The 12667-nt window shown below is 61.6% G+C and carries 10 protein-coding genes; 4 read left to right on the forward strand and 6 right to left on the reverse strand.

Annotation, left to right across the window (positions count from 1 at the left end; translation table 11 throughout):
- The first annotated feature begins 472 nt into the window (after positions 1–472).
- From glpD to tyrA, 4 genes are all read left to right on the forward strand, one after another.
- Complete coding sequence (gene glpD, locus M2366_RS08135; protein WP_042043442.1) at positions 473–1960, forward strand: glycerol-3-phosphate dehydrogenase; 1488 nt, start codon at positions 473–475, stop codon at positions 1958–1960.
- 212 nt (positions 1961–2172) lie between these two features.
- Positions 2173–3255 carry a glycerophosphodiester phosphodiesterase gene (gene glpQ / locus M2366_RS08140; protein ID WP_259269405.1) on the forward strand — a complete coding sequence of 361 codons (1083 nt, stop codon included), beginning with the start codon at positions 2173–2175 and terminating at the stop codon, positions 3253–3255.
- 432 nt (positions 3256–3687) lie between these two features.
- Complete coding sequence (locus M2366_RS08145; protein ID WP_042043445.1) at positions 3688–4761, forward strand: 3-deoxy-7-phosphoheptulonate synthase; 1074 nt, start codon at positions 3688–3690, stop codon at positions 4759–4761.
- A 71-nt stretch (positions 4762–4832) separates the two neighbouring features.
- Complete coding sequence (gene tyrA, locus M2366_RS08150) at positions 4833–5960, forward strand: bifunctional chorismate mutase/prephenate dehydrogenase (protein WP_259269406.1); 1128 nt, start codon at positions 4833–4835, stop codon at positions 5958–5960.
- A gap of 75 nt (positions 5961–6035) precedes the next feature.
- On the opposite strand, the gene hdfR is transcribed toward tyrA, so the two are convergent.
- The 6 genes from hdfR to M2366_RS08180 all read right to left on the reverse strand — a co-directional run bounded on the left by hdfR (position 6036) and on the right by M2366_RS08180 (position 12659).
- Positions 6036–6911, reverse strand: a complete 876-nt coding sequence (gene hdfR, locus M2366_RS08155) for an HTH-type transcriptional regulator HdfR (RefSeq protein WP_042043447.1) — start codon at positions 6909–6911, stop codon at positions 6036–6038.
- Positions 6911–7285 (reverse strand): DUF413 domain-containing protein, encoded by a 375-nt coding sequence (gene maoP, locus M2366_RS08160; RefSeq protein ID WP_259269407.1) that lies wholly within the window; start codon positions 7283–7285, stop codon positions 6911–6913. Before maoP ends, hdfR begins: the two co-directional genes overlap by 1 nt.
- A gap of 289 nt (positions 7286–7574) precedes the next feature.
- Positions 7575–8057 carry a serine protease inhibitor ecotin gene (eco, locus tag M2366_RS08165; protein WP_005901610.1) on the reverse strand — a complete coding sequence of 161 codons (483 nt, stop codon included), beginning with the start codon at positions 8055–8057 and terminating at the stop codon, positions 7575–7577.
- Positions 8058–8267: 210 nt separating this feature from the next.
- Positions 8268–8825 (reverse strand): DUF1566 domain-containing protein, encoded by a 558-nt coding sequence (locus M2366_RS08170; RefSeq protein WP_042043452.1) that lies wholly within the window; start codon positions 8823–8825, stop codon positions 8268–8270.
- Entirely contained in the window at positions 8822–10192 is a 1371-nt protein-coding gene (locus tag M2366_RS08175; protein ID WP_259269408.1) for a DUF1566 domain-containing protein, read from the reverse strand. The genes M2366_RS08170 and M2366_RS08175 overlap by 4 nt, the downstream gene beginning before the upstream one ends.
- Positions 10193–10244: 52 nt before the next feature.
- The gene (locus M2366_RS08180) at positions 10245–12659 is read right to left on the reverse strand and encodes a proprotein convertase P-domain-containing protein (RefSeq protein ID WP_259269409.1); all 2415 of its coding nucleotides are present in this window, start codon (positions 12657–12659) and stop codon (positions 10245–10247) included.
- Positions 12660–12667: the final 8 nt, after the last annotated feature.

Raw genomic sequence — 12667 nt, forward strand, 5'->3', positions numbered from 1 at the left:
TGCGCTTGCAGGGTGTGTCAACCCTCTTGCGGTGGCTTGCTGCGCATCTCCTCGCTGCCGTTGCCGCTCCTCTGATCCCGCCTGCTCCCCATTTGCCCTGATATGGCGCCTTTATCCGCTCGCTGTTAGCCTGCACTCTGCACTCTGCACTCTGCACTCTGCGGCACAGGAGCGCGATCACCTGATTGTTTGCAGTCTTTCCCCTCTCCCTCGCTGATGGCGTTGCCCCTGTCATGGGATGGCAACTGACGCCTATCAAGCTGCGTCATCGTCTGCTTTTTGCTGGTATCGAGACAGGTGGCACCCCCTTGCTGCAAGGAGGGGGAGGCCGGATCCCTTTTTTTGCGGCTTGGCCTCTATCGCGATCACACTTTCATCACTAAATGTTCGTTTATAGTTTTTTTATGCTCTAATATGAGCGAAATCAAACATTGTCGCCTTGGCGAACGCAAATATAAGAAAGTAGGTGAACATGAGCGAACATTATGATCTGGTCGTCGTCGGTGGCGGCATCAATGGGGTTGGCATCGCGGCGGATGCGGCCGGCCGTGGCCTGAAGGTAGCTTTGTTTGAGGCTCATGATCTCGCCTCGGCCACCTCGTCCAACTCCAGCAAGCTTATCCATGGCGGCCTGCGTTATCTCGAGCATTATGAGTTTCGCCTGGTGAAAGAGGCCCTGGCCGAGCGGGAAGTGTTGCTCGGCATGGCTCCCCATATCGCTCGCCCCATGCGCTTTCGTTTGCCCCATCGTCCCCATCTGCGTCCGGCCTGGATGATCCGCGCCGGTCTGTTTCTGTATGACAACCTCGCCAAGCGCGACAAGCTCAAGGGCAGCTGCGGTGTGCGCTTCTTGCCGCAAGATGGCTTGAGATCGGGGATCAGCAAGGGCTTCGAATATTCGGATGCCTGGGTTGATGACGCCAGACTGGTGGTGATCAATGCCATGATGGCGCGCAGCAAGGGGGCCGAGGTGCAGACCCGCACCCGCTGCGTCAAGGCGACCCGGGATGCCAAGTTATGGACCCTGACCCTGGAGCGCGAGGGGGGTGAGCGTTTCACCGTCACCTGCAAGGGGTTGGTCAATGCGGCGGGTCCCTGGGTCAAGACCTTCTATGACGAGGGGCTGCACGAGACATCCCCGCGCGGCATCCGACTCATCAAGGGCAGCCACATCATAGTGCCGCGCATCCACGAGCGCGAAGAGGCCTATATCCTGCAAAACGAAGACCACCGCATCGTCTTCGTCATTCCCTACCAGCAGGATTTCTCCCTCATCGGCACCACCGATGTGGAGCACAGGGGCGATGCCCGCGACGCTCACATCAGCGACGCCGAAGTGAACTACCTGTGCAACGTGGTCAATGCCCACTTCACCCGCAAGATAGCGCCGTCCGATGTGGTCTGGACCTATTCCGGGGTGCGACCGCTGTGCGATGACGAGTCCGACTCCCCCCAGGCGGTGACCCGGGATTACACCCTCGAACTCAGTGGCGATGCCGATGGCGCGCCCCTGCTCTCGGTATTTGGTGGCAAACTCACCACCTACCGCAAGCTGGCCCAGGCCGCCTGTCACAAACTCAAGCCCTGGTTTGCCCAGATGGGCGATGACTGGACCGCGTCCAGCCGCCTGCCCGGCGGCGAGTTCGATTGCAGCACCCAGGAGCTGGCCCGCGCCTATCGACTCGAGTTTGACTGGCTCGATGAGCGCAGTGCCCAGCGCATCAGCGAAGCCTATGGCGCTCAGGCCCGTCTCTGGTTGCAGCATGATCGTGGCGAGCACTTTGGTGCCGGCTTGTATGAATCCGAGGTGCGTTACCTGCTGGAACACGAGTGGGCGCACAGCTTGGAAGACATCCTGTGGCGCCGCAGCAAGTTGGGGCTGCGTCTGGATGCCCAGCAACAAGCCGCACTGCAAGCCTGGCTTGAGCAGTTCCACCACGCCCTGCCACAGGCCATGTAAAGGATGAGGGCATGTCCCGAGCATGCCCCCGTCATTACGAGCAGATGGCCACCACGGCCCGGCCGGTATCATCTGCTCGTCATATTTTCCCTCTATAACAATGACCTGCCCCATGACGGCGGTCTGACATATGACCCCAAGGTTGACCTGCGCCATCGATTGGCAGTTTGACTTACCTACCTGACCCTTCAATAACAACAAGAGCACCCAAGATGAAACAAGTAGCCTTATCCCTTCTTGCCCTCTCCCTCGGCGCCACTCTCTCTCTGCCTGTACTGGCTGCCGATGAGGGCAAGGTCGTCATCGCCCACCGCGGCGCCTCCGGATATCTGCCCGAGCACACCCTGGCCTCCAAGGCCATGGCCTACGCCATGGGGGTGGATTATCTTGAGCAGGATCTGGTGATGACCAAGGATGACCAGCTGGTGGTGATGCACGATCACTTCCTCGATGGCATCACCGATGTGGCGGCGCGTTTCCCCGGTCGGGCCCGCGCCGATGGCCGCTACTATGTGGTGGACTTCACCCTGGCCGAGGTGCGCTCCCTGCGCATGACCGAGCCCTTCCAGCTGGTGGATGGCAAACAGGTGCCCGTCTACCCGGCCCGCTTCCCGCTGTGGCAGTCGGATTTTCGGATCCACACCTTCCAGGAAGAGATAGAGATGATCCAGGGCATGAACAAGAGCACCGGCAAGCAGGTCGGTATCTATCCCGAGATCAAGGCGCCCTGGTTCTTCCGTCACGAAGGCAAGGACATCTCCAAGGCGGTGCTCTCCGTGCTCAAGGAGTACGGTTACACCGACAAGCAGAGCAAGGTCTACCTGCAGAGCTTTGATGCCGATGAACTCAAGCGCATCAACGGCGAGCTGATGCCCGCCCTCGGCATGGACGTGAAGCTGGTGCAGCTGATGGCCGAGACCGACTGGAACGAGACCATGGTCTACGACACCAAGGGCAAGGCGACCCCCTATGACTATGACTGGATGTTCAAGCCGGGGGCCATGAAGACCATCGCCGGCTACGCCGACGGCATAGGCCCCTGGAAGCCGATGATAGTCACCGAGCCGGGTACCCCGGGCAAGCCGGTGTTCACCAGCATGGTCAAGGACGCCCATGCTGCCGGGCTCAAGGTACACCCTTATACCTTCCGCCAGGACGAGGGCCAGATCCCGGCCTATGCCAAGGACTTCACCGACCTGCTCAACATCTTCCTCTACCAGGCCGATGTGGATGGGGTGTTCAGCGATTTCCCGGACAAGGCGGTCGCCGTCATCGAGGCCCACGGCAAAGCGTAAATCAGGGCGCAACAGGGAAGAACGAGCGGGGCCAGGTGCCCCGCTTTGTTATGGGCAGGCCACGGGGAAGCGAGCAGTCTGATCGTTTGCATGACCTGGCAACGCTGTGGGGAAGGGGGAGCAGTACCCGCCTTGGTGGGTGAGGGGCCGCTCCATGACTGCGGTGGCATCATGATGTCAGGCTGAGCTGCTGCGAGTGTAATGTTTTATTTACGATTTATGATTTTATGGCAAGTGGTACGGCCTATCTTATAGGTCTTTATCATTCCAAATTGGTTGTTTATCCAGCTATTGACAGCTTTTACCGCTGGTTACACTTGATTGTTTGTTTTTCCTTGGTAAGGTGGTGGCGGTTGCGTAACAAGGGGTGAACTGGTGTAAACATAAAGATACGCCACCCCTTTTGGCTTAGACAGTAGCGAGAATGACATCATGCACAGAGATCCCCTGAACAACATCCACATCCAGTCCGAACAGGTCATGATCACCCCGGCCCAGCTCAAGGAGCGACTGCCCATCTCGGAGCAGGCCCTGGCCTTCGTGCAAGGGGCGCGCAATACCATAGCCGACATCATTCACCGCCGGGATCATCGGCTGCTGGTGATCTGTGGACCCTGCTCCATTCATGACATGGACGCCGCCAAAGAGTACGCAACCCGACTCAAAGCGCTGCATGACGCCTATCAAGATTCTCTCTACATAGTGATGCGGGTCTACTTCGAGAAACCCCGCACCACGGTCGGCTGGAAGGGGTTTATCAATGATCCAGACCTGGACGGCACTTTCGATGTCGAGCTGGGACTGCACCGGGCCCGGGAACTGCTCTGCTGGCTGGCCGAGCTGGAGTTGCCGCTGGCGACCGAGGCCCTCGACCCCATCAGCCCGCAATACCTGGCCGAGCTCTTCTCCTGGTCGGCCATCGGTGCCCGCACCACCGAATCCCAGACCCACAGGGAGATGGCTTCCGGCCTCTCCATGCCGGTCGGTTTCAAGAACGGTACCGACGGCAACCTGGGAACCGCCATCAATGCCCTGCAGGCGGCATCCAGTCCCCATGCCTTCATGGGCATCAATCAGCAGGGCCAGGTGGCGCTGTTGCAGACCCAGGGCAACCCGGATGGCCACGTGATCCTGCGCGGCGGCAAGCACCCCAACTACGACTCGGTCAATGTCTCCCTGGCCGAGGAGGCGCTGGAAAAGGCGGGCCTGCTGCCGGGGTTGGTGGTGGATTGCAGTCATGGCAACTCCAGCAAGGATCACCGCTTGCAGCCCAAGGTGGCCGACAACGTCATCCACCAGATCCAGGAGGGGAACAGTTCCATCATTGGCGTCATGCTGGAATCGCACCTCAACGAGGGCAACCAGTCCAGCGAGCAGCCCAAGGCACAGATGCGTTACGGCGTTTCCATTACCGATGCCTGCATCGACTGGGAGACCACAGCCACGCTGCTGGATCGTTGTCACCAGCAGTTGGCGGCCCCGCTCAAGGCGCGTGCTCAGGGCTAAGCCATTGAGTCACTGTGTGAAAATGTTGAATAATAGGGCGTCGCATCCGGCGACGCCGTCAGGAAGATGTCATGGCAGAAGAGTTGAATGCCCTCAGGGACAAGATAGATGTAGTCGATCGGCAGCTGCTTGATCTGCTGGCCCAGCGTCTGGCCCTGGTGGGGGAAGTGGGTGAGGTCAAGAGCCGTCATGGTCTGCCCATCTATGCGCCGGACAGGGAGGCGAGTATGTTGGCCGGTCGCCGGGTCGAGGCCGAACGGCTGGGGGTGCCCGGCGATCTGATTGAAGACGTGCTGCGCCGGGTGATGCGCGAATCCTATGCCAGCGAGAAAGATACCGGCTTCAAGTGCATCAATCCTGCCCTGGGCAAGATTGTCATTATCGGGGGCGAGGGGCAGCTGGGCCGGCTGTTTGGTCATATGTTCTCGCTCTCCGGCTACCGGGTCGAGACGCTGGAACAGGCCGACTGGCCGCGCTCTGACGAGATCCTGGCCGATGCGGGACTGGTGATGGTGGCGGTGCCCATCGACATCACCTGTCAGATCATCGACCGGTTGGGTACCCTGCCAGCAGATTGCCTGCTGGTGGATGTGACCAGCGTCAAGAGTCAGCCTCTGGCTCATATGCTGGCCACCCACACTGGGCCCGTGCTGGGTCTGCATCCCATGTTCGGTCCGGATGTGGCCAGCTTTGCCAAGCAGGTGATCGTCTGCTGCCTGGGTCGGGATCCGGCCGCCAGCCAATGGCTGCTCGAGCAGATGACCATCTGGGGCGCCCGCCTGCAACAGGTAGAGGCCAAGGCCCATGATGAGGCCATGACCCTCATTCAGGCGCTGCGCCACTTCGCCACCTTCGCTTATGGCTGGCATCTCTCCCAGGAGGGGGCGGATCTCGAACAGCTGCTTGCCTTGAGCTCGCCCATCTACCGGTTGGAACTGGCCATGGTGGGGCGGCTGTTTGCCCAGGATCCCGAGCTCTACGCCGACATCATCCTCTCTTCACCCCAGAATCTGGCCATGGTGCGTCGCTACTTCGAGCGTTTCGGGGAGGTGTTGCACCTGCTGGAGCAAGGGGACAGGGCTGGTTTCATCACGGCATTTCGTCAGGTGTCCGACTTCTTCGGCCCCCACGCCGATCAGTTCCTCAAGGAGAGCCGCATGTTGCTGGCGCAGGCCAACGACCGGCGCCATTATGGTTAGTCTGGACAGCAAGCATGAATAGCAGAAGGGGCCCGCGGGCCCCTTCGTTATGGCGTGATGAAACCACCATGGCCTTTAGTCAGCCGCAGGCACATAGAGCTCGGCATCGTCCCAGCCAAGGGGCAGGGTGAGCAGGGCATCGATCAACTCCCGGCGATCGGATTTTTCCAGATAGGCGAGATAGAGCGGACGGCGCAGGGGCTGACCTCCTTCCACCAGATGCAGGCGCCCCTGCTCCAGGAAGGGGGTGACCATGCGCCGCGGCAGATAGGCGGCCCCACCGTTGGCGAGCACAAACTGCAACGCCATGCTGGCGGAGCTTGAGTGCAGCACCGGGGTCTTTTGCAGGCTCTGCAGGCGGCTTGGCTGCGGCTCGAAGCTGGTGCCCCAATCGAGATGGATGTGCGGCATCTGCATCAGGTTGTCGGCATTGGCGGCCGGGTCCCGGCTCACCAGCTCGAACACCAGCTCACCAATGGGGTGCAGGGCTATTTCGTCGATCTTGGTCGGCTCGGAGAGCAGCGCCAAGTCAAGGGAGCGCTCCAGCAACTGGCGGCAAAGGTGCTCGCGAGAGGCGGTCTCGAGTCTTACCGCGAGGCCGGGGGCCAGGGCGTAGACATGATTGAGCCAGTCGTTGAAATCCAGCTCCCAGAACACGGGAGGGGCGCCGATGGCAAGCTGCTGACTGAAGCCCGGGGAGAGGGCCACATCCTGCTTGGCACGGCCCAGGGTGTGCAAGATGGCGTCGGCATAGGGCAGCAGACGCTCCCCCGAGGCGGTCAGACGGATGTTGTTGCGATGACGGGCAAACAGACTGACCCCGAGCTGCTGCTCGAGCTGGCGAATGCGAAAGCTCACCGCCGACTGGGTCAGATAGAGATTCTCGGCGGCGCGGCCAAAGTGACGGGTCTTGCTGACTTCGATGAAGGTGCGTAGCAGTTCGGTATCCATCAGTCGAGGGACTCGTCACCGCCACCCATGCCACCGCCTATGCCGCCACTCCCGCCGAAGCTGCCTGCAGCCTCGTCACTGGCGCCACCGGCGACGGTGCAGAGGCGATGAACCCGCTTCGGGCCTATGACTTTGAGATACTTGAACCACACCTTGGCGTGAGGGTTGCTGCCGGGTTCACCTGCCTTGAGTTGCTCGGCGAAGGCGGTCTCTACCTCGTCGCGCGGCGCCAGGTTGCCCTGGTAGATGGCCAGCATGCTGGTGCCGTATTTTTCCAGACTGTCTGCTTCGGCGACGGTGAATTCACCACTGCGACGCAGGCCACGGGGAAAATGTTTGAAGTCGTTGAAACGCTTGTCTGATTCGAAGCTCATAGTGCTCTTGTTCTGGTTAGTTTGACCTTTGCGGGCAAGTATCATCAGGCTTTTAAATAGTGCAAAATCAATTTTCTCACTATCTTGATAAAATTTTTTTATTGAACTATTTACCCCTGTCTGTAGTGATGATTGTTGGGGTAATTTGGCCAAAAAGTGAGAAAAATAACGGACTTATGACGCAGCGCGTCATCCCGTTGTCATTTTTTTTGCCCATTTTTGGCAAGGAAAAGGGCGCACAGTGGCGCCCTTGTCATTCAATTCTGAGAGCCAAACTGGCCGGCCAATGTCATTCAATCATGGCCGGTTGCGCCTGGGCATCTGCACGCCACAAGCGATAGCGCACCTCGTACTCCTGGGGTATATAGATGACGAAAGGCAGCTTGGAGTTGTAGTTCACGAAGAAGCCTTGGCCATAAATCTGGATGAAACTCTCTTTCTTCTGGCCTTCCGGGCAGGCCATCAGGGTGCTGATGGGGTCGGAGACCTTGCCCAGGGTCAGGTAGTTGTAACCCCACCCCTTGACGCTGTGCTGCTCCAGGTTGCCAGCGAAGCGCGGCACGTTGCAATCCACCAGCATCTTCTTGCCGACTTGCAGCTCGACCATCATGTCGGCTTCATTCTCGACTTCCGGCAGGCGGACAACGACACGTTCCTGGTTTATCTCGGCGGCCGGGAACATGCTGATATCAAATTTTTTCGGTTCGGCGGCGAAGGCATGCCCGCTCAGCAAGAAGGCGCCCAGCAGGCTAAAACGCAATACGGTTTTCATCTGTACCTCATGGGATTGAACTATCGTCGCTAGACTAACCGCTTCACCGCCTTCATACCAGCGCTCTGCCATGCAAATCCTGCCTGTTCGGCCACACAATGACGTGATTTGGCTATTTTCTGACAGTGCGCGCAATCACTGTACTGTTTTGGCGATATCTGCTGGCCGACAGCGGTGCGCGGTGCGTCCGCTGTCGGCCAGTTCAGGGGCTTAACGCACCAGTATTAGCTGTTTTGCCCAGGCGCTGGGGGCCCGCAGACCGACGGCGCCGCTGGTGATGTCCAGATAAGCCACCGTCTTGCCCGCCGGGAAGGGGGTCGAGGACCAGAGATAGACGTAACCGTCATTGACCTCTTTGCCCTCGCCCGCCATGGCGCGGGGGAAGATGGTCTCGTTCAATGCCGGCTTGTAGCAGGCGGATTCCAGGATGCTGGTCAGCTCCTTGATGGTGGGCAGGCGCCAGTCGGTGTGACCGCCGAAACCATGGAGGGCGTGATTGGATTCGGTGCGGATCCGCTCGGCGGTCAGCAGTGCCTGCTGCCAATAGAGGCGAGTCGGCTCGCCACGGCAGCTCTCATTTTGCCAGGTTTGCCCCAGCTGGCAGCGCATCCAGGTCAGGCCGGATGCCCGGTCCGTCACGGTACCGTTGCCGTGATCGAGGAAGCGGGAGCTGGGGCTGGTTCTGGGCATGCTGTCGTCGCAGATGGCGATGGCCAGTGCCAGCGGGCTGCACAGACAAAGCAGCAGGGTCAGGAGAAACTTGTTCATCGGGTTACCTCGGCCACCAGGCGCAGTTGCAGGGCATTGGGGTCGTCAGGGGTTTGTACGGGAGTCGGGTAATCGGTGCCAGCGTCCTCACCCCAATAAAGCGGGGCAATGACACTGAGCGGCGCACTCTCGAGGCGACGGGAGGGGGTCAGAGTCTGACTCCAGTAATAGCCATCGAAGCCATTGAGACCGGTGCCCAGATCGGGGAAGTAGCGCACATCGAGGGTGGCAATCTGCCCATCCTGCTGAGCCAGCGAGCCGTAGTGTTGCAGACTCATCAGCTCCTGGGCGTGGGGCAGACGCCAGTGCGCGATGCCGCACAGCTGCTGGCTGTTGAGCCATTGACGGTATTGCTCGGTTGAGCAGATGGCCTCACCACTCGGGCAGGCGTAGTCCAGCTCGGCTTGTTGGGGATGGTAGTTGCCAAACTCCCAGGCGAAGACCCGATGCAGATCCCGCGGGCTGTCCGGGTCATCCAGCTTCTTCTCCCAGACGAGGCCGGTGTTGAGATCCTCCACACAATCCCATTGAGCTGCGCTGTCCGGCAGCGGCTGTCCCTTGTTGTCGAGCTTGCGATAACGCAGGGGAGCCTGCTTGAGGCTGGCATCCTGGCCCGGGTGATCCGCGGGCTCGCTGGTCAGCAGATAATCCACTCCGTCGCTGTACGTCGTGACGCCGCTGGCGGTGACCAGGGCTCTTGGCTGCTGCTGTTGCAACACGGCGCCGAGTCGGGGTTGCAGGCTGAGGAGCTCCGGACTGTCGGAAAAATGCTGACTGAGCTCGGGCTGCAGGGTGACCAGCCCCTGCCAGATCTGGCGTTGGCGCTCATCGACCGCGATCCCCGGCAGGGTGCCGGCATCATTGAGCACGGCCAGTGCCAGCTCGGCGAGGGCCTGGTTAAAGGCCTCCAGCTGACTCAGGGCGGCCAGATCCTGGCCCGGCTGAAGGGGTGCCAGGTCGGCCAGCAGCTTGGCCAGTGCCTGGGCTGGCGGTATCCCCTCACTGATCCGGATCTGCAACAAGGTGCTCAGGGGACTGGGCGTGAGGTGTTGTGCATCCTGGCGCGCCGCCGGGTGGGTCAGGGTCAGCGCGGCGGGATCCCTTGGGATGAATAGCAGAGGGCTGGTCAGCAGGGTGGGGGAGTGCCCCTCCAGCGGGCGAGCGCCTGCGGCGCCATTGACCTCGGGTTCACCGGCGTCACAACGATCGTTTTGATTGAGATTGACGCACAGGGTGCCTGCCTGGGGCAGGTTGACCGTCAGGCGATAGGCCGGTGCGGCCAGTGGCGCCTCGTCCGAGTCGCCGCCACCGCAGGCGCTGAGCAGGGGAGCCAGCAAACAGGCAAGCCAGCTGTATTTCAGATTCATCTCTTGTCCTCAAAGGGGCCAGGGCCCCTCGCTGTTATTGATAGGGTCTGTGTTAACCACGACGCACGAAACGGCGCCAGAGGGCGAGCGGCAGTAGCCAGAACAGGTTGATGGCACCGCCCCCGCTGCTGTCCGCGGTGTCGAAATGGATGATGCCGTCCTTGGGCGGCGCCACCGGCTTGCCACATTGGGCGCCGACGCGCTGGCTGATGCTCCAGCCATTCAGGCGGCCCCGCTTGCCGGGGGCGTTGTCCACGACTTCCAGGGTCCACTTGCCCGACAAGGGTTCGCCGTTGAACAGGCTCAAGGGTTGCAGGGATTGCAGTTCGGTCGGGAAGACCCCCTTGAGACGGGGCAGCGGACTGTAGCCTTTGTCCCAGATCTGGACCCGGGTGCCGGAGGGGGAGTTGAGCCAGATCTCCAGCTCGTCCAGGGCCTCGTGTTGCAAGTCCAGGGTCAGTTGCAACTGATCGCTCACCCTGGCATCGCTCTTTTCCAGCAGCAGACTGGTTTCGCTCAAGCCCTTCTCATCACTGCTGATGGCATCGTTGAGGGTCAGCGACTGGCCGCTTGCTCGGGCGACTACCGGGGTGCCGATCGGCAGGCTCAGCGGTTGCTGCCACTGGCGCTCGCTCGGACTGGCACCCGTCAGGGCGAGGGTGATGGGCACGTCCACCACGTCGCCACAGGCGAGCGGAGCCTGGGCCAGCAGTCGCAGGGTGGTGGTCATGAGGCCGCCTGGTGCCAGGGTGCTGCTTTGCCACTGCACAGGCTCGGCCTGGAGGCCGCCGGGCAGGGCCAGGGTCAGACTGTGCAGGGTCACTGGCGTGTTGCCGGGGTTGCTGAGGTTGAGTACTACCGACTGGCGCTCACCGAGCTCGATGGCGCTGCCGTCGGCCAGAGCCAGGCTGACCGGTGCCTGCAGCAGGCCGTGCTGACGGAATGCCTGTTCCAGCAGGCGACCATAGTGGCGCGCCGGATAGAGCCGCTCGGCCGTGTCCACCGTGAGGCGGGCCAGCTGTGGCATGCGAATGGCGGGTCCTAAGCCGAAGTGGGACTCGATGACGAGGCGATCAAACTCGTCTCGCGCCACCTCGCCATGTTCGGCGACGGCCGCCAGCAGAGCCTGGAACAGGGGGGTGCCCCACAGCTGATCACCGTTGCTGCCGTTGATGGTTCTGTGGGCCGGATAGTTGTAGTCCGGGTGATAGCGGGCGCGCAGATCGTCCAGCTGGCGCGGGGCCCGGTCGGTGAAGCGGGCATCCCAGTTGAACACCATGGCCGGTTCGAACTGGCGACCCGTCTCGCTGCGCTGACGATGACTGGCCGCCAGATAGTCGCTGAAGCCTTCACCTATGGCGCCCCAGTCACCCTCTTCCCCGAGATCCGGCACTATGTGGTGCTGCACCGCGTGACCAAACTCGTGCCAGACAACCATGGGGTCTTCGGCATCGGGCACGCCGCTGCGGCCCAGCTCTAGCCTGCGCTCGAACGGATCGTAGAGGGAGTTGTCCTGGAAGCCGGTATCGGTGTCGATGTCGAGGGCGCCAGGGATGAGGTCGGCAAAGCCGAGCGCCTTGAGGTGGCGCTGGGCCAGGTCCAGGTGGTAGTAGGCGTTGATGTCGGCGAAGCCCGGATCGTCCCGGGTCAGGCGAAATGCCTGAGCATTGTCGGCGCGGTAGGGCGCCGTGCTGGGCTCCATGGCATCCACCACCCGGGCATGGGGGCCGCTGAGCAGATAGTCGCTGCCCTGCAGGGTGACGGGCAGCGCCACCTTGTCCTGGTAGGCGGCGTCTGCCAGCACCAGGGATTCGTGCCAGACCAGGCTGGCGTCCTGCAACTGGGTGCGGGGATCCGGGTCAAATACCCGGGCCAAGACGGAAACATCTCCCGCATCGGGGGCCTGTAGCGCCGTGGTGGTTGCCCTGTCTCCCCAGCGGCCGAGCTCCTCTGTGCCATCACAGCTGGCAAACAGCTGCACATGGGAGGCCTTGGCGTTGCCATCCTTGTGCTCACGAATGCGCTGGCGCAGGGCCGGCACCAGGGTCTCGCCATCGCGCCAGTACCAGGCCTCGACCACATCGAGGGTGTCAATCTGGGCACCGGCATCGCGCAGGCTGGTCAGCAAGGGATCCAGATTGCCACTGGCATCGCAGCCCGGCAGGCTGGTCTGGAGAGGGCGCAGGTTGTGGTAGAGGCGCCAGGGCTTGCCGGCGCTGTCTATGCTGACGGCCGCCTGGGTGGTGGCCACCGGCAGGCCGTTGACCAGCATGCGGAAGCTATGGTGGTGGCCGAGCAGGCTGGCCTTGTCGTAGTCGGGGGCAAGGGTCACGCCGAGGCGAGCCTCCAGCCAGGCTCGGGGCGTGGCGGTCAGCGGCGCCTCATCGACAAATTGCAGCTCTGCCGCACAGAGGGGCTGGGCGAGCAGGGTCGCCGCCAGCCAGAGAGCCAGAGAGGAGGGTTTCATGGGTGACT

Source organism: Aeromonas sp. BIGb0405 (genome assembly GCF_024807335.1).
Lineage (GTDB): Bacteria > Pseudomonadota > Gammaproteobacteria > Enterobacterales > Aeromonadaceae > Aeromonas > Aeromonas rivuli.

Bases quoted from the DNA above. Each gene is read 5' to 3' on its own strand.
- glpD (WP_042043442.1), top strand. From the start codon at position 473: ATGAGCGAACATTATGATCTGGTCGTCGTCGGTGGCGGCATCAATGGG.
- glpQ (WP_259269405.1), top strand. From the start codon at position 2,173: ATGAAACAAGTAGCCTTATCCCTTCTTGCCCTCTCCCTCGGCGCCACT.
- M2366_RS08145 (WP_042043445.1), top strand. From the start codon at position 3,688: ATGCACAGAGATCCCCTGAACAACATCCACATCCAGTCCGAACAGGTC.
- tyrA (WP_259269406.1), top strand. From the start codon at position 4,833: ATGGCAGAAGAGTTGAATGCCCTCAGGGACAAGATAGATGTAGTCGAT.
- hdfR (WP_042043447.1), bottom strand. From the start codon at position 6,911: ATGGATACCGAACTGCTACGCACCTTCATCGAAGTCAGCAAGACCCGT.
- maoP (WP_259269407.1), bottom strand. From the start codon at position 7,285: ATGAGCTTCGAATCAGACAAGCGTTTCAACGACTTCAAACATTTTCCC.
- eco (WP_005901610.1), bottom strand. From the start codon at position 8,057: ATGAAAACCGTATTGCGTTTTAGCCTGCTGGGCGCCTTCTTGCTGAGC.
- M2366_RS08170 (WP_042043452.1), bottom strand. From the start codon at position 8,825: ATGAACAAGTTTCTCCTGACCCTGCTGCTTTGTCTGTGCAGCCCGCTG.
- M2366_RS08175 (WP_259269408.1), bottom strand. From the start codon at position 10,192: ATGAATCTGAAATACAGCTGGCTTGCCTGTTTGCTGGCTCCCCTGCTC.
- M2366_RS08180 (WP_259269409.1), bottom strand. From the start codon at position 12,659: ATGAAACCCTCCTCTCTGGCTCTCTGGCTGGCGGCGACCCTGCTCGCC.